The organism is Hellea balneolensis DSM 19091 (genome assembly GCF_000428525.1).
GTDB lineage: Bacteria > Pseudomonadota > Alphaproteobacteria > Caulobacterales > Maricaulaceae > Hellea > Hellea balneolensis.
Map to the genome: position 1 here is coordinate 61,332 of NZ_AUAC01000007.1, position 22,593 is coordinate 83,924.

Below are 22,593 nucleotides of genomic sequence, written 5' to 3' on the forward strand. Positions count from 1 at the left end.
TCAGCCGTTCTGTTTCTTATTTTTACGTGTTTTAGTCATTTGCGCGAGGCTTGAAAGCGCTTTTTGTGCATCTGCGACTAATGTTTCATATGGGGTGGAGACCGTCGAATTGCGAGCAATAAAAACGTAATCCGTTCCTTTTCGGCCTAATTCAGGGAGTGTTTCCAAAGCAATGCTTCGCATACGCCGTTTTGCGCGATTGCGAATAACGGCATTTCCGATTTTTTTGGTGGCCGTGAAGCCTACGCGAATATTCTGGCTTTCAGGATTTTCACGAGCTTGGATAACAATGCCGCCTCTGGCCTGATAACGGCCTTCCCGAACAAACAAAAACTCGGACCGCTTTTTCAGCACTCCGAGTTTTCCAAGTTTATTCATGACGCTCTACGCGCTAAGATGCTGTCTAGGCTGACAGAACCTTACGTCCTTTTGCACGGCGGCGAGCCAAGATGGCACGGCCATTCTTAGTGGCCATGCGTGAGCGGAAGCCGTGACGGCGTTTGCGAACCAATACAGAAGGTTGAAAAGTACGTTTCATTTTAGTCTCCAAAACCACTTTTTAGCGGCTGATATCTCAAGACGCGGCTATTAAGGGCGAGTCTGTGGGAAGTCAAGCGGTGCGTGGAAGGAATTTCACTCCCTTTTGAGCCTAAGCGGCGGCCTCCAAGTCAAAGAGCAGGAACTCAGCGTCGATGGCTTTTGTAAACGCCAAGCGTCCGCTTTGGCTAACAGCTAGCCCGTCACCACGGCGCAAGCTCTCGCCATTTACAAAGATACTCCCTCTCGCGACTTGCACCCAGGCTTTGTTGCCTTCGGGCATATCGAAAGTAATGCTTTGCTTGCCGTCAAGTGTTGCGGCATAGATATCGGCATCGGCGCGAATATGCATTGAGCCTTCACGTCCATCTTTTGAGAGAAAGAGCTTCAGCTTTCCGTCTTTATCTTTGGGCGCAATATCCATGGTCTCATATCGGGGGGCTTCATTTTCAATATTTGGTAAAAGCCAGATCTGCAGAAACGCCATTTCCTCAGTTTCGGATGGATTATACTCCGAATGCCGCACGCCAGACCCTGCGCTCATGTATTGAACCCCGCCTGCTTTCACGGTTGAGCCATTGCCGAGTGTGTCTTTATGAGAGAGCGCACCATCCAGCACATAGGAAAAAATTTCTGCATTTTGGTGAGGGTGCATCGGAAAGCCTTTTCCGCCCGCGACGCGGTCGTCATTAATGACTCGCAGGCTCTCAAACTGCAGATGCTCCGGGTCAAAGTAATTTCCAAAACTGAAACTATGCGCTGATTTTAACCAGCCATGATCTGCCAGGCCGCGCTCTTCTGCGGCGCGTAGACGAAAGCCTGATGCATATTTTATATTTTGGGCCATAAGGGCCTCCTTGAGCAACTACATTAGTTACGCAGGGATATGGGAATGATGTAATTTTTTAAAAGGGGAGTAGTAAACGGTGAGCAAGCTCAAGGCTTTGCTCACAGCACAGCACAGATTTGTGAGGCATTGTGTGAAGCTTTTTCAGATGTCCTGCGTTAGGTAAGCTTCAACTAAAGGAATTAAATATGTTACGTTCAGTTTTATATCTTACAATTGGCTTTACAGTTCTGCCGTCAACGGTATTTGCTCAAGGTTCAGATTGCCCTATGCATAAGCAGATGGACGCGCAGAAAGCAGCTCAAACAGCTCAAGTCACAGAAGCGGTCCTTCCCGTAAAGGTCGCCGCGGCCCCTCAAATTTCAACACCGCGTTCATTAACGGCTATCGCAGCGGCCCCCTCCCAGGCGATAGCGCTTGAGCGTGGTGTTGAAGCGCCTTACCTTGTAACAACTAATAAAGCGCCGAAGCCTTCTTCGGCCATAGTGAAAACAGCAGAAGCTCCGGCGCAGATGGCGGATAAAAATGAAGAGACAAAGACTATGACATCTTCACTGCACAGCCCATGGAATGATATTTTGCAATCCTATGTCAGCGCCCCTGATGCTGCGGGTCTTACCCATTTCGATTATGCGCGTCTTAAGGCGACGGCATCAGATATGGCAAAACTGGACGCTTATATTGAGAGCCTAGAGGATACAAATCCGGGCAACCTTTCCGATAATGAAGCCATCGCGTTTTGGGCAAACTTGTATAACGCGGTTACAATACAGGTCGTTACGGATAATTACCCGATTAAATCCATCCGCAAATTAGGGTCGTTTAATTCAGGCCCGTGGAAGAAAGATTTAGTCACAATCAACGGAACCGCTATGTCGCTTGACGATATTGAGCATGGAACTTTGCGCGAAAAATATCCCTCGCCTTATATTCACTATATGGTCAATTGCGCGTCGGTCGGCTGCCCTAATCTACTGAATGAGGCTTGGGAAGCTGACACACTAATGGCTAAACGCAAAACAGCAGCGGCGGATTATATTAATTCGCCTCGAGGCGCCGTTATAAAAGGTGACAGATTAACGGTCTCTGCCATTTATGATTGGTTTGAAGAAGACTTTGGCGGTAGCAAAGAGGGCGTACTCAAACACCTAAGCAAATATGCAGCAGGTGATCTGGCGGCTGCGATCAAAGGCGGCGCCACCATTAAAAAATATGACTATGATTGGTCGCTCAATAAATAAAATAAAAAGAGAATATTATGTCAGATGCACTTGATGTTGGGGCTGAAGTTTCGGCTCCGAAAAGTTTATTTAAGCGTTTTGCGCCAATTATTATTATCGCCTTAGCCTTGGCTGCATTTTTTGTTTTGGGAGGACCAAAATATGTGAGCCTAGAAAGCCTGAAATCTAACCGCGCCGCCTTGGCTGCATTTGTTGATAACAATTTTCTAATGGCTATAATTGGGTTCATTGCGCTTTATGCCACTCTCACTGCGATATCCTTTCCGGGCGCAAGCTTTCTGTCTATTTTTGGTGGATTTCTCTTTGGAACTTTTGTTGGCGGTAGCGCTATCACAATCGGCGCCACAATTGGCGCTGTGGGCATATTCTTGGCCGCGCGTTATGCTTTGGGAGATAGCCTAACAAAAAAAGCTGGGCCCTATATGCAAAAATTTGAGGCCGGGCTTAAAGAAAACGAAATTTCATATCTCTTTATCCTCAGGCTCATTCCAGCCTTTCCATTTTTCATCGTGAACATCGTGCCGGCTTTATTCGATGTGAAGCTCAGAAATTATGCCCTAACAACATTTCTTGGCATCATTCCAGGTTGTTTTGTCTATGCCAGTGTTGGCGCAGGCGCAGGCGCAATCTTAGATCAGGGCGGCGAGTTACGGCTTGGCGGCTTGATGACACAGCCAAAGGTTTTGCTACCTGTTTTGGGGCTCATAACCTTGGCTCTTCTTCCAGTTATTTATAAGAAGTTTTTTAAAAAATCAGCGGCTGCCTAAAGCCCGTCCTAAGAGAGAAATTCTATGTCCAAAACACATTACGATGTCGATATCTGTATTATCGGCGCAGGATCCGCGGGCTTGTCCGTCGCCTCAGGAGCCGCGCAACTCGGCCGTTCTGTTGTCCTTTTCGAAGCAGACGAAATGGGCGGGGATTGCTTAAATTATGGCTGCGTCCCGTCAAAGGCCCTTATCGCGGCGGGTAAGCATGCACATGCTTTTTCAAGTGGAGAGATATTTGGCGTCAAAGTCGAAAAGCCCACTGTGAATTTTGAAACGGTCAAAGCCCACATACAAGGTGTTATTGACCACATAGCCCCAGTGGACAGCCAAGAGCGCTTCGAAGGCTTGGGCTGTACCGTCATACGTGAGCGGGCACGTTTCAAAGGTGCCGATACGGTCGAGTCAGACACAACTGAAATTAAAGCTAAGCGCTTTGTGATTGCGGTCGGCTCACGTGCTTCTGCGCCACCTATCCCTGGACTATCTGAGACGCCTTATTTGACCAATGAGACGATATTTTCGGTTAAGACTCAGCCCAAAAAACTCTTAGTGATTGGAGCCGGGCCTATTGGTCTGGAACTGGGACAAGCCTTTAAGCGCTTGGGGTCTGAAGTAGAAATCGTTGATGTTGCCGCGCCTCTCGGACGCTCCGAGCCGGAGCATGCAAAGGTGCTGGTAAAGGCCTTAGAAGAAGAAGGCGTTGTTTTTCATACGCCTGCTAGAACGAAACTGATTCGAAAAACCAAAACAGGTGTTGCTATTGATTTTGAGGATGGCACGACCTTAACAGGGTCTCACTTGCTTGTAGCAGCAGGCCGCGCGCCTAATGTTGATGGGCTCGAGCTTGAAAATGCGGGAATTAAATATGACCGCCGCGGCATTGACGTTTCCGAGAGTCTTCGCACCTCAAATAAACGCGTTTACGCAGCGGGTGACGTGGCGAAGGGCATGGGCGGCTTGACCCATGCTGCGGGCTATCATGCCGGGCAGCTTATTCGCAATTTCTATTTCTCGCCGCCATTCATGGGGGATATGCTAGGCAAGGCTAATACAACGCGTATGCCAGCCGCCATTTATTCAGAACCTGAATTGGCGAGCATCGGGATCACTGAAGCGGAAGCCAAAGATGCGGGTCATGATGTGCGGTGTGTGTCATGGGATTTTGACGAGAATGATCGGGCCATTGCAGAACGCTATGATCATGGCGGCGTTAAGATTGTGGCGACGAAAAAAGGTAAAATTTTAGGCGCGTCTGTCGTCGGCGAAAGCGCTGGAGAAATTATTCATATGATTTCTGTGGCGATGACAAATAAAGTCAAAATATCGGGCTTAGCTCAAATTATTTCGCCTTATCCAACACGGTCTGAAGCCGTCAAACGTGCGGCCTCCAGTTGGTACACGGATGCGCTCTTCAGTGATCGAACCCGCAAAATCGCAGGATTCTTGACAAAATTCCAATAGTCATTGGGGTCGTTAAGCGGTAATTTAACTTATGATTGAGGGTTTCATCTCGCGGCGACTTTCCGGCAAATTATTGCTCATGACGATTGGGTTTGTCATGTTGGCCGAATTGGTCATTTTCGTGCCCTCGGCAGCCACTTTCCGACAAGACTGGTTAAATGACCGGGCTCAACAAGCTGGATTATTGGCGCAAGCTCTAACTGGCGTGCCGGATTATGAAGCCAGTCAAATCCTGACGGATCAATTTATGCGGGATACTGATGTCATCATGATGTCGGCGAAGCGAGACGGTATGAGCGAGTTCATGCTTGGCAGTCCGCCCGAAAGCGCAAAGCTTGAAATGATTGATCTGCGCGAGACAAGACGCCTGCCACGTTACCGGGATGCTTTTCGTACTTTTTTCGGAAGCGCTGAAGGGTGTTTAAGGGTTATGGCAGCTTCGCCTGTGGCCGGGCAAGATGCACTCGAACTACTTATACCAAAAAGCAAATTACAATGGGCTATGCGGGATTATGCAAAGCGTATTGCTGTGCTCTCTTTGGCGATTGCCATCATAACGGGACTTCTCATTTATTTGGCTATGTTGTTCATGATCATTCGGCCTATTGAAAAACTAGCATCGGGCCTCGCTGATTTCCGTGAAGACCCAGAAATAAGGCGTAGCAATCTGCCGCCTTCGGGCCGCAAAGATGAAATCGGGCAGCTCCAACGCGAATTTTACGATATGAAACAAGGTGTGCGCGCCAGCTTCAAACAAAGAGAACGCCTTGCGACTTTGGGTATGGCTGTCGCGAAAATAAATCACGATTTGCGAAACGTCTTAGCGTCGGCCTCACTCGTCTCAGACAGATTAGCGAGCGATCCTGAAGAGCGTATTTCGAAAATGGGAGCCCGCCTGACGCGGTCTATTGATCGCGGCATAAAACTCACAAGTGAAGTTTTGAATTTTAGCCTCAGCGGACAAGATGAAGCTGATTTGGATGTAGTCCGTATTTCGTTACTTGTCGGAGAGGCGGCAGGCGACACATTGGGTAGCTTTGGAACAGGTGCGAGGCGTATCAGCTTCACCAATAAAATTCCTAGCGAAATGATTGTCACGGCGGATAAAGATCACACATATCGTATTTTTCACAATCTTTTCAGAAATGCTGCTCAGGCCATGGCGAAAATGCCGGAAGATGATGCGATCAGAAACCTCACCGTGGAAGCTATTCCTGCGGGAGACCATATTTCAATTCTTGTCAAAGATACGGGTTTGGGCCTTCCTGATAAAGCCAAGGATAATCTATTCAAAGCTTTCGCGTCCGCTTCGGGGCGCGGCAGTACTGGATTGGGCCTGACCATTTCTCAAGACTTAGCGAGGGAACAAGGCGGTGACATCGTCCTTGAAAGCACATCGGAAAATGGGACTATTTTTGCCGTAAGCCTTCAAAAAGCTTAAAAGTCCAAAACTGTGGGAGCTTTCCATCCACGGCGGGAGCAAGCCGCAATTACAGTATTGCGTAAAAGACACGCAATCGTCATCGGACCCACGCCGCCTGGGACGGGCGTGATTGACCCCGCGACGGCTTTAGAAGGCAGGTAATTGACGTCACCCACAAGCCGGGTTTTTCCGGGGCGCTTTTTGCTCGGGACACGGTTGATACCGACATCTATGACGCAGGCTCCGGCTTTGATCCAATCGGCTTGAACCATTTGCGGACGACCGACAGCGGCGACAAGGATATCCGCGCTGCGGCACACATTTTCAAGGTTTTGCGTACGGGAATGAGCAATTGTTACGGTACAATTCTGCTCCAAAAATAAAAGCGCCGCAGGTTTACCGACCAGAATTGATCGTCCTAAAATCACGCAATTTTTTCCGGATAAATCACCAAGCTCATCCTTAGCCAGCATGACGCAGCCTGTTGGCGTACAAGGCCGCAAGCCAGGCTTGCCCAAAGACAGCCTTCCAGCTGAGGCTTCGGTCAAGCCATCAACATCTTTATCAGGATGTATTTCCTCAATGACGCGGTCTGAATTTAGGCCCTCTGGCAGCGGAAGTTGAACCAAAATGCCGTCCACCTCTTCATCCGCATTTAACTCGCGCACTAATGACACTACATCGTCCTCTGTCGCGTCAGCCGGTAATTTATGCTCTAATGAGCGCATACCGCACTCAACAGTGAACTTAGCTTTACTCGCTACATAAACCTGACTTGCAGGATCTTCCCCAACAAGTACAACGGCGAGGCTCGGTTGCGAGGGCAGGGCCTGAACAGCTTGTTTTACACGTTCACGCAGACCTTCTGCATAGGCACGTCCGTCAATTTTGGTGGCGATCATTTTTATCTCCAATTACATCGCAGGATTTTCGTGACAACTTCGTTAGAATAATGAGGTCGTCATTTTTTTGACATATTTCTCTCCGTTTCTATGCGTGATTTGCAACACATTGTTAAGCGCGTTGAACTATAAAAATTGCTGATAATGCCTGAGTTAGGCAAAAGGGCCGGGGGGACCAAATTGAATCAGACGGGGAGTTTCGCTGATGCTAAGCCAATATGGGATGATCCCAACTAGAAAAAGTATAATCAGGCTCACAGCTATTTCACTGACAGCTATCGCGCTTATTTCATGCGGAGGCGGAGACAGCTCAAGCCCTTCAGGTGTCACCCCGCCTGTTGTTGTTCCCCCCCCTCCACCTCCGCCCCCTCCACCCCCACCGCCTTCTGGGCAAGAGAACTTGGCTTTGGATAGTGCACAAAAAGCTGCAAGTTTTCTGTCAAAAACGGGATTCGGTGGCAATGCGGATCAAATTGAGTTCACTCAAGGCAAGTTGCCTTCAAAGCTCTTAAAAGCTGAGTTTGCAAAACCGCCCAGCTATATACTTCCGGCCATGAAAGCGAGTTTTGAGGCAGGGGAAGAGGTCGATAACCGCGCTCATGGCAGTGCGTTTTGGAACGCTATGATTGAAGCAGATGATCAGCTGCGCCAACGCATGGTCTTTGCTCTGTCCCAGATTGTTGTTGTTTCAGATAACCCCATGGGGAACAAGCCGTTGACCAATGCACAATATGTCGATGCGCTCTATAAGCATGCCTTTGGTAATTATAAAGAGCTATTGAAAGAGGTGACATATACGCCGGCTATGGCGAGATATTTGACTTATCTGCGGAACCGCAAAGGGGATGAACGCACGGGCCGTATGCCTGATGAAAATTACGCGCGTGAATTCTTGCAGCTTTTCACGACGGGTTTGGTCGAGCTTAATATGGACGGCACGCAAAAGCTCTCAGGCGGTAAAGCTATCGAGATATTTAATAATGAAGATATTGTAGGTTTGGCAAAAGTTTTTACCGGACTGAGTTATAAAGGCACTGGGTTCTGGGATGCTGATGATGACGGCGAATATTCACGCCTTGTGATGTTTCAAGACAAACACAGCCCCTTGGAAAAGTCCTTTATGGGGAAAACGATATCTGCGGGCACGGCGGGGGATGAGGCTATCGATCAAGCGATAGACCATATATTTGAACATCCTAATTTAGCGCCCTTTATTTCGCGGCAGCTTATTCAGCGCTTTACGGCAAGTCACCCTGACCCCGCTTACGTCACGCGCGTCGCAAATGCATTTGAAAGCGGGACATATATTACTGTCGATGAGACACAATTTGGCACGGGAGAACGCGGCGATTTACAAGCGACACTTGCCGCTATTTTATTAGATGAAGGCCTGTATGGAGGAAGAGTTCAGTCTCCTGAGGAGGGTAAAGTACGCGAACCCGTATTGCGCTTTGTGCATTGGGCTCGGGCCTTTGATGTCGGTAACGTTATGGCAGATAATGAATGGTACCTGCTTTATAATGCAGGGAAAAATACGCGGCTTGGACAACAACCTTTTCAGTCGCCCTCGGTTTTCAACTTTTACCGCCCCGGTTTTGTTGCCCCTGGCACAGCGTCTGGTACGGCAGGTCTTACAGCTCCGGAATTGCAGATCGTCAATGATGGTGCAGCTATAGGTTATGCGAATTTCATGCTTAACTACGTTTTTAATACATCGCCAACACGCAATGATGCCGTGGACAGCTTTGTGCCGGATTATACGGATGAAGCCGCCTTGGCTGACACTCCTGAAGCGCTTGCAGATCATTTAAACACCTTGCTGCTCGGAGGCCGCATGAGTTCGGTTACGAAAACTAGAATCGTGGATGTCCTAAACGAAATCCCCATTCGAGCTGAGCTGAGTGAGGGGGAAGAAGACAGGACCACGCGTGCGTCTCTTGCTGTCTATATGGCCGTGACATCACCAGCTTTTGCGCTGGAATTATAGGAGAGTAATATGGCTAATATTAATCGCAGACGGTTTCTTCAATCTTCCTCCGCCATGGGCTTTGCCGCCGGCACGGGTCTTTTGGCCGCAATAGGTAGTTCCCGTGCCTTTGCGGCCGATACGAGCGGGTATAAGGCCTTGGTCTGTGTCTTTTTTAAAGGTGGTATGGATAGCCTTGACCTCATATTGCCCAAGGACTCAGCGTCGCATGATGCGCTCTCAACCATTCGCCCTGGCCTGTTCGGTGCATATGGCGTTGGCAGCGGGGCTTCATCACGAGACCGCGAGAATATTTTAAAAATAAATCCATTAAATAGTTCTGATTTCGGGGGCCGTGAATTTGGGTTTGCACCCGAAATGTCAGGCTTGCAGGGATTGTTTGAAGCAGGTAATGCGGCCATTCTTGGCAATGTCGGGCCTTTGATTGAACCGACGACCCGCACTACAATGGATAATTTTTCGGCGCAAATTCCTGATCGACTTTTTTCCCATAATGACCAACAATCGACATGGATGAGTTTTGGCACGGAGGGAGCGCAGAGTGGTTGGGGCGGCCGTTTTGTTGAGGCGGCATTGAAAAATGATGCCGCGTCCAATCCGACCTTCTCTGCGATTTCAACGTCCGGAAATGATGTCTTTCTTTCAGGAAATAATGTGCGTCAATTCTCAGCCCCCAGTAATCCTGAGTCAGCAGATATTTTAAGGCAGAAATGGCGGTTGGGCTCAGGTTATCATTCAGATGCCGCCAGAGCTGTATTGCGAGATCATTTAGCCAGCTCCGATATCGCCTCGCAAAACCTATTTGGCCAAGACCTTATTGGTGTAAATGGTCGCGCCATCCAGAATGTTGAAGCTTATAAATCCGCTATTGAGGGCGGCACAGCGGTTGCAACAGAGTTCCCGGAAAATAACTTAGGAGGACAGCTTAGAACTGTCGCCAATACAATTGCTGTGCGGAACACACTTAACGTCAGGCGTCAGATTTTCTTTGTCTCAATTGGCGGTTTTGATACTCATGACAGCCAAAGAAACTCTATGCCAAGATTACAAACGGAAATATCGACCTCTGTCACAGCCTTCCAAGCCGCGATGGTTGAGTTGGGTCTGTCTGACAATGTTACCTTATTCACGGGTTCCGATTTTGGACGAACGGCCATTGATAATGGTGACGGGACTGATCATGGATGGGGTGCTCATCATCTTATTATAGGCGGCGCCGTGCAAGGGAAACGGATATATGGAAGCCTGCCCGACTATGATTTAGGCTCTCAGTCTTACACAGAAAGTCGCGGGAGGCTTATTCCGTCTGTATCTGTTGATCAATATGCGGCAACACTGGGCGGTTGGTTTGGCCTTGATCAAGGTGAGCTAAATGAGGCCTTGCCAAATTTGGACAATTTCACACAGAAAGACCTTGGTTTTCTCACCGCGAATAACAGTTAGGGGATAACTCCGACTTCGCAGTGCAAAAAGGCTTTCCCTAGCAGTTTTAATCCGCTTTAATCTCCTCAGTAATTTGGCAGGTGATTATGGCAAAAATTCAAAAAAGAGTTTTTTTAAAAGTAGGGATCGCCGCTTTATTGGTGGCGGGATGCGCCGCCGAGTCTGTTTCACTTAAGAAACCCGACCCGCTCGCTAAAGGAACAACAGAAACTGTTTTCGCGCCGACGCTGCCCAGCGCCGGAACGTCCTCAGAAACACTCGTGCGCCAAGCCTTGGCGCGTATTGATGCGATCGATCGCGCCGGACCCACTTTACAATCCGTTTTATCTGTGAACCCGGATGCCTTAGAAATTGCCAAAGCTTTGGATGCTGAACGGGCTGAGGGTAATTTAAGAGGGCCTATACACGGTATTCCCGTCTTACTGAAGGACAATATAGAGAGCAAAGATAACCTGCCCACCACGGCAGGCAGTTGGGCCTTGATTGACAATAAAAACGGACGCGACGCGCCGCTATCTGCAAGCTTACGAAAAAATGGCGCTGTGATCTTGGGTAAATCTAACTTGTCTCAATGGGCAAATTTTCGCTCTGAAGATTCTGTTAGTGGTTGGTCCTCTGTGCGCGGACAAGTGCGCAATCCGCATAGCCTAAATCGCTCGCCCTGCGGGTCCAGTTCAGGCAGTGGTGCGGCTGTTGCATCAGGTATCGTGGCAGCGGCTATTGGAACGGAAACGAACGGGTCGATCATTTGCCCTTCCGCTATGAACGGTATTGTTGGATTCAAACCCACGGTCGGCGTTATTTCCCAAGAGCTGATTGTACCGATCTCTTCCACACAAGATACGGCAGGCCCGATGACCCTAACGGTCACAGGCGCGGCCATGATGATGGATGCCCTTACAGAAAATGACGGCAGCTATGTATCTACGCTTGGCACTGTTGATCCAGGCGAAACCCGTATTGGTGTGTTGAATTTCGCCAAGGGGTCTAATCCGGGGGTTCACGCGAATTTCCAAGCAGCGCTCGATGACCTTGAGGAGAAAGGGTTCTCTTTGGTTGAAATCGAAGAGTGGGAACCCGGAGAAGGTTTCTGGAAAGCCTCTTATGATGTTTTGAAATATGAGTTTAAAGCAACGTTAAACGAATATCTTGCCTCAACGACTGGGGCCGTAAAGACACGTAGTCTCGCCGAACTCATTGAATTTAATAAAAATGACCCCCGCGAAATGGCCGTGTTTACGCAATCAATTTTTGAGGCTTCAGAAGCCTTGGGAGGCCTTACAACGGAAGAGTATAAGACAGGCCTCGCCATGGTGCTTAAAGCTACACGGGAAAACGGTATCGACAAAATGATGTCTGATAATAACGTCGATTTTCTCATGGCGCCGAGCACGGCCCCGACATTTCTGATCGATCATATCTATGGTGACAGTTATCCTGGCGGGACAGGCGCGGGGTGGGTTGCAGCAATTGCGGGCTACCCTCACATAACCGTTCCGATGGGCACACATAAGGGACTGCCAACGGGCCTCTCATTTATGAGCACAGCCGGTGCGGACAAGCAGGTCGTCGCAATGGGATATGCCTTTGAGCAAGCTAGCGGGGAATTGCGGGTTAAACCTGATTTTCGTCCATCTTTGGAACAGGCAGAAAACGGAAAAATGCTGGGCGGAAATGACTAGACTTTAAGCAAGTTTCACTTTGCAGACGCTATAACTGGTATATAGCTATAGCGGCCTGTAAGGTAAGGATAAATAATATGGCGCTCGCCAGCTCAGATAAGACCATAAATTGGCTATTACGCGCCATAGCCGCTTTTCTCTGCCTCGGGCTTATATATCTGGCCGTCAAAACCATTATTGCCTTTACCAACCCTGAAAGTGTTTGGAAGCAACCCGCTATCGTTCCTGTGACATTGCAAGGACAAAATATCCGGGTGGGGCAAAACTTCACTTTCACGACAGATCCCTTTAACCGTGCAGCGGAGACTGGGCCTGAAATGATAGCCGAAGCTGGTGAGGATGCACCTGAGACGACACTAAATCTCACCTTGACCGGCCGCACGGCTGGGACGAACGGAACAGCAATTTTGCGAACACCGGATAATAAAGAGGGTAATTACCGGATAGGCGATGAAATTATCTCTGGCGTAACACTTGAGGCCGTCAATAAAGGTTTTATTGTTTTAGATGTCGACGGGGAGATTCAGCGTCTTACTTTTGAACGCGGAGACGAGACAGGTCTCTTGGCCAGTGCTGAGACGATGGAAAAAATCGATTCAAAAGTCACTGTGACGCGCTTTGGAAATTCAAACACGGGAGGTAAGGCGTCAGCAAATGCGACTCAATCGGCTACGATTTCAGGTGACGTCAGCAGCCTGTTCCAGAATCTTTCTCTCCGCCGTATCATGAAGAACGGACAGCTCTTGGGCTATTCAGTTAAGCCAAACCGCCCAGGTGTTGATTTGACGCCATATGGTTTTACAAAAGGCGATGTGGTGACAGCAATTGGCGGAACCGACATCACGCGCGGGCGTCCTGATTTTCTGGCGCTGTTTGAACAAGCGGCGCAAAGCGGGGGCACAGAGGTGACTGTTCTTAGGAATGGTCAAGTTAAAACAATCAAGCTAGGAACACCTTAATGGGTATCAAGCACACATGTCTTACCGCTCTTACCGCTGGATTAGTATTGGCGGCCACTTTGGGCACATTATCGGCTCCGTCTTATGCGGCGGGCGATCACCTGATTACCATGCAACAGGCCGATATTCGCGCCTTTATCAATGACGTGTCTATGGTGACGGGTAAAACCTTCATTGTTGATCCACGAGTGCAAGGTAAAGTCACGATCTCGTCCGAGCAATCTTTATCAAAAGGTGAAGTCTTTGAGGTCTTCAAAGATGTTATGCGGGTGCATGGTTATACTTTGGTCCGCACAGCAACAGGTGAATACCGCATCACGCTTATCCAAGGTGCGGCACAGGACGCCCCCTTTACGGAGGGTAATGGCTTTAACGGGCGCTTTGCGACAACTGTTATTAAGCTCAACAATACGGACTCTGCTGAGGCGGCGCGGCTGATTAAACCTGTTATGCATAGCCAAGGTCAACTGACAGCCAATCCAGGCGGCAATGTTTTGGTGATCACAGACTTTCCTGAAAATCTTCGTAAAGCCCGCGAAATCGTCAAGGCGATGGATGTCAGCGATTCTATCATTGAAACAATTCGGCTGGCCAATATTTCCGCGATTGATGCCGAAGAAGCACTGAAAGCCTTGGGCGGTCCGAAACCAGACTATCGCGTGGTCGCTATTCCCGGTTCAAATAGCATCATCATCGAGGGTACTTATGCAGCTGTGAATAAGATGCGGCCAATCTTAAATTCTATGGATGTTGGCGGCTCTTCACCGCGCGGCGCGGTTAGTGTTGTCCCGTTGCGTTTTGCTGATGGCGAATCAATTATTGAACTCTTAAATACGCTGCTTCCTGCCTATGAGCGTGAGGGACAGCCTGTACCGACTGTAGCTTATGAGCCCGGCAGTAACACGCTAGTAATCAGTGCGTCTGGCGAAACGCAAGCCGCACTGGAGCAAATTATCCGGCGCTTGGATGTCCGCCGTCCTCAAGTCTTGGTCGAAGCCATTATTGTCGAAATTTCCGATACGACAGCCAAAGAGCTCGGCGTTGAATTTGCGATTGCAGGATTGAATGGGAAAAATGTTCCATTGCTGTCCTCAAACTTTTCGAGAGCGGCTCCCAATATTTTAGGTGTTGCGGCGATTGCCGCAGGTGCTCAAGATGGCTTTACCATCGAAGAGCAAGCCAACCTCGTCAATTCTCTAGTGGGTCTTGATGGCGGGATAGGCGGCATTAGCGGCGTAAGCAATGACACGCTTTACTCTGTCGTCGTCAATGCTCTGGAAACCGATGAAGACTCAAACATTCTTTCAACGCCATTTGTAACGACCCTTGACAATGTTCCTGCAACGTTTCTTGTCGGTCAGGAAATTCCGATCACGACGGGTGAAAGCTTGGGGCTTGGCACAACAAATGTGAATCCGTTTCGCACATTCGAGCGTGAGGAAGTCGGCATAAAACTCGAAGTCCTGCCGCAAATTTCAGAGGGTGATGTTATCCGCTTGGAAATCAAGCAGGAGGTCTCGTCAATTGCAGGGGCCTTGTCGTCTTTGTCATCTGATTTCGTGACCAATAAACGCGAAATAGAAACGACTGTTTTAGCCAATGACGGCGAAATAATTGTATTGGGCGGCCTACTTCAGGACGATGAACAGATTGATCTCGCGAAAGTGCCGATATTGGGCGATATTCCGGTAATTGGCCGTGCGTTTCAATCCAAGGGTAAGTCTCGTAAGAAAACAAACTTAATGGTTTTCCTACGTCCTAAAATTATTCGTACCGCGTCGGATGCCAGGCCGCTGACACAAGATTTGCTTAATAGAGCTCGTTTTGAGGATATGCAACAATCCGGTCGTCCAAGCTCAAAGATTGATGATTATGTGCCCAATTTACAAGCGCCTGTAAGCCGGACTTATAACGGGCAATAATCTGATGCGGAAACGCTTTATAGTTTTGGGGGGGCTTAGCGCCGTTGCAGCGGCTCTCATAAATCTGCCGCTAAAATGGGTCGCTCCGTATTTTGTACCCGAGGGCCTTGGGCAGGCAATTCGTTATACGGGCACCGTCTGGGACGGCCAGGTCGAAAGTCTGGATTATATCGGTACGGCTAATTTTAAACTCAGTCCCAAAGCGTTCTTGTCAGGCGGCTTACCTCTGGTATTCAGGACACAGTCCCCTGCAATGTCAATTTCGGGGCAAGCCTCCAAGAGTCAATTGAAAGACATACGCTTCGCTGGGACATTAGCGAAACTTCCAACCCGTGATGGCCGCCTGAAAGAGCTTGTCGGACAGGTCAATATTTTGCTGAGCGATATGCAAATTTATGACGGGAATTGCAGCTCCGCTAAAGGGCGGATCACAACAGATTTCCTTATGCGTAATCGCGCAAGGTGGCAGTGGCAGGGGCCTAAGCTTACAGGCCCGATAAGCTGCGAAAATGGTGAGATGATCGTGACTCTGACTGGGAAAGACAACAACCAGGCCATTCGAGCAGATTTACGCTTGTTCAAGGACGGGAGATATGCTGCGAATTTTACGGTTCAAACCTCACAGCCTGAAGCAGGTGTAGTTTTGCCCTTATACGGCTTTGAAGCAGTGGGCCGTGAATATAAGCTGACAGAGCAGGGACAATGGCGTTAAGGTCGCACATGCGTCCATATTTCTTAAGTCTAGTTCTTCTGTTATCAGCTTGCGCAACCCTATCCCCTGATATTAAAAAAACCGAAGATGCAGCTATAGTCGGTAAGACCCTGGCTCCCGGTGATTGCGGCCTTTATGTTTGGACAGCGGACGCCATCAAGACTTTTACACTTTTTGCATCCTCGACTGAAATAAGCTATTTTAAGGGGCAGGAAGAAATTATGTTGACCGAAGATAATCCTGCTAATCCGCCTTCCACCATCCGTAGCTTTACAGACACGGAAGGTAAGACGCTGAGCCTGACCTTATTGTCGCCTGAAGATATAGAAGGCGGCATACGGTATAAGGCGGGCCGCTTGACAAGCTTATCTTCTGACGGGTGGGAAAAAGTTGTGCCTATTGTTGGATTTTACGCCTGTCAGCCATTGCTCTGAACATAAATATTTGCGGCCCAAACCATAAAAATAGCCAGGGCTAAAAAAGGGCCAAAGGGGATACGGCCATTTTTAGCGGAGTTTCTGACAGAAGGTAATAAAGCTGCTGCTAGTCCCAAACCACTTGCAATAAGCACAATGAAGGGGAGTCCCACCCAACCGCACCATGCGCCTCCTGCGGCCAAAAGCTTTGCGTCCCCGCGCCCAAGCCCATCTTTTCCGCGCAGCGTTTTGAAGCCTTTTTCAATAAACACAAAAACAGCATAGCCTAGAGTTAGCCCTATCACGCGAGACGATAGATCACCTGAGAGATAACCTTCGGCTAGCCCTATGCCCATCAGAGGAAATGTATAAATATCAGGCAAACGGTAGTTCCTAATATCTGTCCAGGATAGGAGTGCTAGCCCAGTGAGGAGCAACGCGGCGAATAAAATTGTGACATGGCTAAACATCATGAGCTTTCTTTGGCCTTTCCGCTTTAATTTCACAAGCGTTGCGGTCATAAGGCCGATAAGTCACATGTAATCAGTCAGAGGAGTCCGTGATGGAAAACACATCAACATCCGACATGCGCGATCCTGACATTGACGAGAATAAAATTGCTAAAGCCCTTTTGGATGAAGAAATAGGCGCTTTGGATTTCCTTGTTAGGGATATGCATCCCGCTGATTTCTCTGACCAATTTGAAGAGCTAACGACCGAACAGCGTGAAAACCTTATTGAACGTGCCCCGGAGCTTATCACAGGTGACGTCCTTACTGAACTCGAAGATGATGTTGTAGAGGATATTCTTCCGCTGATCTCATCAGGCCAATTAGCGGATGCCATTACGGATCTGGATAATGATGAGGCCACTCAAATTATTGAGGAAATGGAAGACGCGCAGCGCGATGAGGTTATGGAGGCCCTCGCGCCAGCTGACCGCGCTTCACTTAAAGCCGCTCTCGAATTTGATGATGAGACGATTGGCCGTCTCATGCAGCGCGAGTTCGTGGCTGCTCCACCTTTTTGGACGGTTGGAGATGCCATTGACCATATGCGGACTACATCTGCGGACCTGCCCGAAGTATTCTACAATATATATATCGTTGATACGGCCTTCAAACCTGTGGGCTATATTCCCGTATCAAATGTTATGCGCCAAATGCGCGATGTCCCTCTCGAACACATAATGGAAAGTAATCTGGTTACGATTGACCTATCCATGGACCAAGAGGAAGCAGCCTATTTATTCGAAAAATACAATCTGATTTCCGCGCCTGTTATTGACGCGTCAGGGCGACTGACAGGTATGATGACCGTCGATGATATTATCGAAATTATCCAAGATGAAAACAAAGAAGACATGCTCGCTCTGGCGGGCGTTAGCGAATCCGGGCTGACAGATACGGCGCTGGACATTGTTCGCGCACGTGCGCCCTGGCTTTTCATAAATTTAATGACGGCCATTTTGGCATCAATTGTCATCGCGCAATTTGATTATGCCATAGCGGAGATTGTCGCCTTGGCTGTACTTATGCCGATTGTGGCCTCAATGGGTGGGAATGCCGGCACGCAAGCCTTAACGGTAGCTGTACGCGATTTAACTGAAAAAGACTTAAATCAACGCACGTCATGGCGATCCGTTCGCCGTGAAGGCTATGCAGCTGCGTTGATAGGCGTCATCTTTGCAGTAGCTTTGGCCCTGATCGCCTATATCTGGTTTCGCGATACGCAATTGGCCCTCGTCGCCTTTGTCGCCATGATCATAAATCATATTTTTGCCGGGCTTGCCGGTATTTTGGTGCCTTTAGGCCTTAAGAAATTTGGCGCTGACCCGGCCGTTGCGTCTTCGGTTTTTGTGACGACAGTGACGGATATTGTGGGTTTCTTTGCCTTCCTCGGATTTGCGGTTCTTATCTTGCTCTAAGCTTTGAGCGGGTTAAGATGAAGATATGAAAAACCTTCTTCTTACTTCCGCCATTATCTTAGTCGCCGCTTGCAGTCCTGCTGAGCAGGTGACGACTGAAGAGCCCGTCAAAGCCGAAGCCGTTGAATATTCATTAAATCAAGCCGGGGAAGACTTCGTTAAATTGGCCTTGCGTATGGGCCAAGTCGATAGTGACTATGTAGATGCTTATAGCGGGCCCAAAGATTGGCGGGAGGCCATAAAGGATACGCAAGTTGACCCGGCGAACCTTACAAAAGATATTGAAGACCTTCGAAGACGTATCGGAATACTGGATATTGAGCCTTCTGAAGACATACGCCGTAAAAATTTGATGAAGCTCCTTCGCGCTATGGCGGTTCGCCTAGATGTGGTGACAGGGAAGCCCGTCTCATTTGATAAAGAAGTTTCAGATATCTATGACGTAAAGCCGCCGCGTTATGATTTGTCAGACTATGATGCCGTTTTGGCCGAATTAGACGCCATTGTTCCCGGCGATGGGAGTGTTGCCGAGCAAGTGAATAACTTCCGAAATAAATTCGCAATCCCTAAGGATAAATTAAAACCTGTATTTGACCGTGCGATCGCAGAATGTCGTGCCAGAACATCTGTTTATTTTGAGTTGCCGGAGACTGAGAAATTCACAATGGAATTTGTGACGGATAAAAGTTGGTCAGGCTATAATTATTACCAAGGCAATTATGAAAGCCTTATTCAAATCAATACTGATTTTCCGATTACCATAGACCGTGCTGTCGATTTGGGTTGTCATGAGGGATATCCGGGCCATCACGTCTGGAATTTGTTCATTGAGCGCGAGCTTGTCAGAAAACGGGATTGGATTGAGTATAGTGTAAATCCGCTTTTCGGTCCTTTTGGCCCTCTCGCGGAAGGTTCAGGAAATTTTGGGATCGGACTTGCTTTTCCAGGCGAGGAGAAAATGGCTTTTGAGAAAGAGGTCTTATTTCCAATGGCGGGTCTGGACACATCTGAGGCCGAATTATTTGAGCGTGTCTTAAAATTAGAAAGCCAATTATCTCACGCCACAAATGACATTGCGCGTCGTTACTTGGACGGGGACCTCACCAAAGATGAGGCTGTGCCCCTTATTCAAAAATACTATCTGCAAAGCCGCGAGAAATCGGAGCAGCGTCTGCGTTTTATCGAAAAATATCGTGGTTATGTCATAAATTATAATATCGGACAGGATATTGTGCGCAGTTATGTGCAAGATGCTGGCGATACGCCCGAGGCGCAATGGACAGCTTTTCGTGATATGCTTACAATTCCACTGACCCCGGGTGATTTGCAGAAACGTTAATCTTCTTTAGGCTTCTTTAACCCTAACATAGTTCAGCCGACTTTATCCCCATGACGAATTACACGCGCCTATTCCCTTCTGGCGCGAGTTTTGCACTCATCCATTCCTAAGAACTAACTTTGTAATGGATTGGGACGAAAATGGGTCGTCAATTTAATATATCAGATATGGGCCTTAAGCTTATCAAGGCTTATGAAGGCTTTCGTCCTGTAGATCGCACACTTGTGTCGGGACAACGTGTCGTAGGTTATGGTCACCGCCTAATGGATGATAAAGCGGTCATGTTGTCTAAGTCAGAAGCAGAAAACATTTTGAAGGACGATCTTGCGCCCTTTATTGATATGATCAATGAAAATGTACATGCGCCGTTATCTCAGAGCCAATTTGATGCTTTAGTCTCATTTGCTTACAATATTGGACCAAAAGCCTTTTTAGAATCTGATACACTCAGAGCGCTAAATAATGGGCGCCCTTTGGATGCGGCTAATGGCTTTGATATTTGGCGCAAATCTGAAATAGAAGGCAAAACCTATGTGGTTGATGCGCTTATGCGCCGCCGTACAGCTGAGAAAGCGTTGTTTTTACGGCCCGAAGGCCGCGCTTTAAGTGCGCCAAGGGTTGATCTGCCGCCAATTGAAGATGAGGCCGTCGCACTGCTCTCAACAGAAGATGCGCTGCCCGTTTTCACAGCTGATGATGCAGCTGGCGTTGTGACGAGCGCCCCATATTCTGCATCTGAAGTTCAAAATCGCCGCCGGGATGATGGCCCTTCAGGCCTTCTGATGCTGAGCGAGATTGCCGATCAAGATGAAGGACGTGAAGACGATTATGATGCAGAAGAATTACCTTTCATTCCTGATACGACTAAAAATGTTATAGATGAAGACAAATTGGTTGAGGCTGCACGTCCGTCTCTGATTGCCGCGGAGGATGAAAAACTAAAAGACAGGTTGAATGCTTTGATCGAGGACGTAAAGTCTGATCAAAAAACAGCTGATACAGAGGACTGGCCGGATAGCCTCATCGACACTGATGCTCCCAAGAAAAATACAGATGCCAATATTATCCCATTCTCCATCGAAAAACAGGATGATGTTGTTATCACGCCCGGTCTTTTAGACGAGAGTGACGTTGAGCGGACTGAAATTGACGCGCCCGTCATTGATAGTTTCGCAGAAGACGACGCGCTGCAACTGAGAACGGATGATAGTGCAAGCCGCTATATTGATTTCAATGCACGTCCCGAAGACAATGTGACGGCGTCTACAATACCTTATATGATCATGATGTTTCTAGGCTCTATTCTTTTTGGCGGGGGCATAGCCTTATGGCTTAAAAATAAGGGCGCGATGTTCGGAGACTTTGGTCCCATGCTAACGATGTGCGGTATTTTCATTGGGACAATGATGTTGGCCGGAGCGCTATATTATGCGGCGAGGCAAAGTTTTAAGCGTTCATAAACCCTGTATTTCAAGATAATATTTAACCTATTGCGCTAAGAGTAGGACAATAATCTATGCGCATTTGCGCAAAACAAGGTGATTAAAATGACATCTATGCTTAAAGATTGGACTGAAGCTCATTCAGCCCGGTTCCAAAAAGAAATTATGGCATTCGAGCATGGCCTGAAAGATACGGGTCTGTTCACTGACGAGGCCTTAATTGAATTACTTAATAAGCATCCCAAAAATATGCTAGATGTCTGTACAATGGGAGCTGCTGATAGTGAGCTTTACCCTAATAAATTTCAGACAGGTGACTTTCGGGATGTTGACGGGAAAGTTTTATTGGAAGCGGCCAAAGCTGGTAAAGTTTGGATCAATGTGCGCCGCGGTATGAATATTCACCCTGAATACAAAACTGTGCTTGATAAAATGTATGGCGGAATTGCGGAAGAAACCGGAAATAAAGCTTATAATGCAAATGGGGGTATATTGATTTCATCCCCGATTGCAAAAGTACCGTATCATTTCGACAAGACAGAAACGATCCTATGGCATGTCAGAGGTAAGAAGCGCATGTATTTATATCCTCTAACAGAAAAGTTTATTCCTGATCGGGCTTATGAGGCGACTTTACTAAGTCACTTAGAGGACGACCTGCCTTATAAACCGGACTTTGACAAGGATGCCACGATTGTCGATTTTGCAGAAGGACAAGCTTTGACATGGCCGCTTAACATGCCGCATCGCGTTGATAATCAAACCTTTTGCGTGTCTGTAACAACAGAATATTCGACGAAAGAATCGGGCATGAAAAATGCTGCTATGATAGCAAATGCGACCTTGCGACACCGTTTTGGTATCGAGTCTAGTTACAGCAAGGCGGGCCCTGTAAATCGTCAGATAAAATCTGTTTTTGGCCGTGTTATTCGTAAAGCAGGTTTGGCTGCAAAAGCTGATACTGTGGATATGGTTACGTTTAAAGTTGACCCTGATGCGCCGAATTACGTTGTAAATGTAGAACCTTATCAACGAGATTTTTAGGCCCTAGACTGGCCTAGATCGAGGTTTAGCCCGTATGTAGAGAACATGACTCTGCATATGCAAAAGCTCTCAGTCGGTTCTGAATCCATTGCAACCTTAGCGGATTGGCAGAAACTTGTTGTGAGGCGCCGTAAGAAGCGGGGCCTGTCTCCTTATCATGAGCATGTCACGCGGATGTTTCCTAAACAGGTCGAAGCCTTATTAGATAGCGGATCTATTTATTGGGTTATTAAAGGGCTAATTCAATGCCGTAATGAGATTGTGGCGCTTGATCAGGTGCAAACGCAAGATGGCCGAAAAGCGTGTTCCATTCTCATGTCACCTAAACTCATCCCCGTTGTGCCAACGCCAAAGCGACCTTTTCAGGGGTGGCGATATTTAAAGCCTGAAGATGCGCCTGCGGACCTGGGCGAAATTGGCGGAGCAAATGATTTGCCGCCTGAGCTACGGGCCAAGCTTGCAAATCTCGGTGCTTGGTAGGCATAAAAAGCTCCACAAAAAAAGCCTCGGCGAAACCGAGGCTTTCAAACTTAAGTCTT

Annotated in this window: 21 protein-coding genes; 16 read left to right on the forward strand and 5 right to left on the reverse strand. The window is 48.1% G+C overall.

The features are described 5' to 3' along the window. The 3 genes from rnpA to F569_RS0112120 form a co-directional block, all read right to left on the reverse strand. Entirely contained in the window at positions 1 to 378 is a 378-nt protein-coding gene (gene rnpA / locus F569_RS17905) for a ribonuclease P protein component (RefSeq protein ID WP_051279848.1), read from the reverse strand. A 25-nt stretch (positions 379 to 403) separates the two neighbouring features. Beyond that, entirely contained in the window at positions 404 to 538 is a 135-nt protein-coding gene (gene rpmH / locus F569_RS0112115; RefSeq protein WP_026942412.1) for a 50S ribosomal protein L34, read from the reverse strand. A gap of 111 nt (positions 539 to 649) precedes the next feature. Then, positions 650 to 1,384 (reverse strand): pirin family protein, encoded by a 735-nt coding sequence (locus tag F569_RS0112120; protein WP_051279849.1) that lies wholly within the window; start codon positions 1,382 to 1,384, stop codon positions 650 to 652. A gap of 188 nt (positions 1,385 to 1,572) precedes the next feature. Here F569_RS0112120 and F569_RS19090 point away from each other — a divergent pair, with 188 nt between their 5' ends. Genes F569_RS19090 through F569_RS0112140 form a run of 4 tightly spaced genes read left to right on the forward strand, consistent with a single transcriptional unit; the run spans position 1,573 to position 6,297 of the window. Further along, the gene (locus tag F569_RS19090) at positions 1,573 to 2,625 is read left to right on the forward strand and encodes a DUF547 domain-containing protein (protein WP_051279850.1); all 1,053 of its coding nucleotides are present in this window, start codon (positions 1,573 to 1,575) and stop codon (positions 2,623 to 2,625) included. A 17-nt stretch (positions 2,626 to 2,642) separates the two neighbouring features. Next, positions 2,643 to 3,392: a TVP38/TMEM64 family protein gene (locus F569_RS0112130; RefSeq protein WP_034388803.1), complete on the forward strand. Its 750-nt coding sequence runs from the start codon at positions 2,643 to 2,645 to the stop codon at positions 3,390 to 3,392. 24 nt (positions 3,393 to 3,416) lie between these two features. Then, the gene (locus tag F569_RS0112135; protein ID WP_026942415.1) at positions 3,417 to 4,856 is read left to right on the forward strand and encodes a dihydrolipoyl dehydrogenase family protein; all 1,440 of its coding nucleotides are present in this window, start codon (positions 3,417 to 3,419) and stop codon (positions 4,854 to 4,856) included. A gap of 31 nt (positions 4,857 to 4,887) precedes the next feature. Continuing rightward, positions 4,888 to 6,297: a sensor histidine kinase gene (locus tag F569_RS0112140; protein WP_026942416.1), complete on the forward strand. Its 1,410-nt coding sequence runs from the start codon at positions 4,888 to 4,890 to the stop codon at positions 6,295 to 6,297. Here the strand turns inward: F569_RS0112140 and folD are convergent. Further along, positions 6,294 to 7,181 (reverse strand): bifunctional methylenetetrahydrofolate dehydrogenase/methenyltetrahydrofolate cyclohydrolase FolD, encoded by an 888-nt coding sequence (folD, locus tag F569_RS0112145; RefSeq protein WP_026942417.1) that lies wholly within the window; start codon positions 7,179 to 7,181, stop codon positions 6,294 to 6,296. The two genes, F569_RS0112140 and folD, sit on opposite strands and share 4 nt — an antisense overlap. A gap of 406 nt (positions 7,182 to 7,587) precedes the next feature. Here folD and F569_RS0112150 point away from each other — a divergent pair, with 406 nt between their 5' ends. The 7 genes from F569_RS0112150 to F569_RS0112180 all read left to right on the forward strand — a co-directional run bounded on the left by F569_RS0112150 (position 7,588) and on the right by F569_RS0112180 (position 16,320). Continuing rightward, positions 7,588 to 9,168 carry a DUF1800 domain-containing protein gene (locus F569_RS0112150; RefSeq protein WP_162143780.1) on the forward strand — a complete coding sequence of 527 codons (1,581 nt, stop codon included), beginning with the start codon at positions 7,588 to 7,590 and terminating at the stop codon, positions 9,166 to 9,168. A 9-nt stretch (positions 9,169 to 9,177) separates the two neighbouring features. After that, positions 9,178 to 10,611: a DUF1501 domain-containing protein gene (locus tag F569_RS0112155; RefSeq protein WP_034388805.1), complete on the forward strand. Its 1,434-nt coding sequence runs from the start codon at positions 9,178 to 9,180 to the stop codon at positions 10,609 to 10,611. A gap of 86 nt (positions 10,612 to 10,697) precedes the next feature. Beyond that, positions 10,698 to 12,293, forward strand: a complete 1,596-nt coding sequence (locus F569_RS0112160; RefSeq protein WP_233353663.1) for an amidase — start codon at positions 10,698 to 10,700, stop codon at positions 12,291 to 12,293. Between the two features lie 77 nt (positions 12,294 to 12,370). Further along, positions 12,371 to 13,252, forward strand: a complete 882-nt coding sequence (locus tag F569_RS0112165; protein WP_026942421.1) for a type II secretion system protein N — start codon at positions 12,371 to 12,373, stop codon at positions 13,250 to 13,252. Beyond that, positions 13,252 to 15,174, forward strand: coding sequence for a secretin N-terminal domain-containing protein (locus F569_RS17915; RefSeq protein WP_034388807.1), 1,923 nt, complete (start codon positions 13,252 to 13,254; stop codon positions 15,172 to 15,174). Before F569_RS0112165 ends, F569_RS17915 begins: the two co-directional genes overlap by 1 nt. Before the next feature lie 4 nt (positions 15,175 to 15,178). After that, positions 15,179 to 15,886 (forward strand): type II secretion system protein N, encoded by a 708-nt coding sequence (gene gspN, locus F569_RS0112175; RefSeq protein ID WP_026942422.1) that lies wholly within the window; start codon positions 15,179 to 15,181, stop codon positions 15,884 to 15,886. An 8-nt stretch (positions 15,887 to 15,894) separates the two neighbouring features. Then, positions 15,895 to 16,320 carry a hypothetical protein gene (locus F569_RS0112180; protein ID WP_026942423.1) on the forward strand — a complete coding sequence of 142 codons (426 nt, stop codon included), beginning with the start codon at positions 15,895 to 15,897 and terminating at the stop codon, positions 16,318 to 16,320. Here the strand turns inward: F569_RS0112180 and F569_RS17920 are convergent. Next, positions 16,305 to 16,823, reverse strand: coding sequence for a prepilin peptidase (locus F569_RS17920; RefSeq protein WP_051279851.1), 519 nt, complete (start codon positions 16,821 to 16,823; stop codon positions 16,305 to 16,307). The genes F569_RS0112180 and F569_RS17920 overlap by 16 nt on opposite strands. A gap of 41 nt (positions 16,824 to 16,864) precedes the next feature. On the opposite strand from F569_RS17920, the gene mgtE reads away from it, so the two are divergent. The 5 genes from mgtE to F569_RS0112210 all read left to right on the forward strand — a co-directional run bounded on the left by mgtE (position 16,865) and on the right by F569_RS0112210 (position 22,534). Beyond that, the gene (mgtE, locus tag F569_RS0112190) at positions 16,865 to 18,229 is read left to right on the forward strand and encodes a magnesium transporter (RefSeq protein ID WP_026942424.1); all 1,365 of its coding nucleotides are present in this window, start codon (positions 16,865 to 16,867) and stop codon (positions 18,227 to 18,229) included. Between the two features lie 25 nt (positions 18,230 to 18,254). Continuing rightward, entirely contained in the window at positions 18,255 to 19,568 is a 1,314-nt protein-coding gene (locus F569_RS0112195) for a hypothetical protein (RefSeq protein WP_026942425.1), read from the forward strand. A 140-nt stretch (positions 19,569 to 19,708) separates the two neighbouring features. Further along, positions 19,709 to 21,028, forward strand: a complete 1,320-nt coding sequence (locus tag F569_RS19095) for a lysozyme (RefSeq protein ID WP_051279852.1) — start codon at positions 19,709 to 19,711, stop codon at positions 21,026 to 21,028. Between the two features lie 87 nt (positions 21,029 to 21,115). Beyond that, positions 21,116 to 22,054: a hypothetical protein gene (locus F569_RS0112205; RefSeq protein WP_026942426.1), complete on the forward strand. Its 939-nt coding sequence runs from the start codon at positions 21,116 to 21,118 to the stop codon at positions 22,052 to 22,054. 57 nt (positions 22,055 to 22,111) lie between these two features. Next, on the forward strand, positions 22,112 to 22,534 hold the full coding sequence (locus tag F569_RS0112210) for a DUF1489 family protein (RefSeq protein ID WP_233353664.1): 423 nt from the start codon (positions 22,112 to 22,114) through the stop codon (positions 22,532 to 22,534). Positions 22,535 to 22,593: the final 59 nt, after the last annotated feature.

Coding starts and splice junctions, on each gene's coding strand:
- F569_RS0112135 (WP_026942415.1), top strand. CDS start 3,417: ATGTCCAAAACACATTACGATGTCGATATCTGTATTATCGGCGCAGGA.
- F569_RS0112205 (WP_026942426.1), top strand. CDS start 21,116: ATGACATCTATGCTTAAAGATTGGACTGAAGCTCATTCAGCCCGGTTC.
- F569_RS0112140 (WP_026942416.1), top strand. CDS start 4,888: ATGATTGAGGGTTTCATCTCGCGGCGACTTTCCGGCAAATTATTGCTC.
- F569_RS0112130 (WP_034388803.1), top strand. CDS start 2,643: ATGTCAGATGCACTTGATGTTGGGGCTGAAGTTTCGGCTCCGAAAAGT.
- F569_RS0112155 (WP_034388805.1), top strand. CDS start 9,178: ATGGCTAATATTAATCGCAGACGGTTTCTTCAATCTTCCTCCGCCATG.
- gspN (WP_026942422.1), top strand. CDS start 15,179: ATGCGGAAACGCTTTATAGTTTTGGGGGGGCTTAGCGCCGTTGCAGCG.
- folD (WP_026942417.1), bottom strand. CDS start 7,181: ATGATCGCCACCAAAATTGACGGACGTGCCTATGCAGAAGGTCTGCGT.
- F569_RS0112120 (WP_051279849.1), bottom strand. CDS start 1,384: ATGGCCCAAAATATAAAATATGCATCAGGCTTTCGTCTACGCGCCGCA.
- F569_RS17920 (WP_051279851.1), bottom strand. CDS start 16,823: ATGACCGCAACGCTTGTGAAATTAAAGCGGAAAGGCCAAAGAAAGCTC.
- rpmH (WP_026942412.1), bottom strand. CDS start 538: ATGAAACGTACTTTTCAACCTTCTGTATTGGTTCGCAAACGCCGTCAC.
- F569_RS0112180 (WP_026942423.1), top strand. CDS start 15,895: ATGCGTCCATATTTCTTAAGTCTAGTTCTTCTGTTATCAGCTTGCGCA.
- mgtE (WP_026942424.1), top strand. CDS start 16,865: ATGGAAAACACATCAACATCCGACATGCGCGATCCTGACATTGACGAG.
- F569_RS17915 (WP_034388807.1), top strand. CDS start 13,252: ATGGGTATCAAGCACACATGTCTTACCGCTCTTACCGCTGGATTAGTA.
- rnpA (WP_051279848.1), bottom strand. CDS start 378: ATGAATAAACTTGGAAAACTCGGAGTGCTGAAAAAGCGGTCCGAGTTT.
- F569_RS19090 (WP_051279850.1), top strand. CDS start 1,573: ATGTTACGTTCAGTTTTATATCTTACAATTGGCTTTACAGTTCTGCCG.
- F569_RS0112165 (WP_026942421.1), top strand. CDS start 12,371: ATGGCGCTCGCCAGCTCAGATAAGACCATAAATTGGCTATTACGCGCC.
- F569_RS0112210 (WP_233353664.1), top strand. CDS start 22,112: ATGCAAAAGCTCTCAGTCGGTTCTGAATCCATTGCAACCTTAGCGGAT.
- F569_RS0112195 (WP_026942425.1), top strand. CDS start 18,255: ATGAAAAACCTTCTTCTTACTTCCGCCATTATCTTAGTCGCCGCTTGC.
- F569_RS19095 (WP_051279852.1), top strand. CDS start 19,709: ATGGGTCGTCAATTTAATATATCAGATATGGGCCTTAAGCTTATCAAG.
- F569_RS0112160 (WP_233353663.1), top strand. CDS start 10,698: ATGGCAAAAATTCAAAAAAGAGTTTTTTTAAAAGTAGGGATCGCCGCT.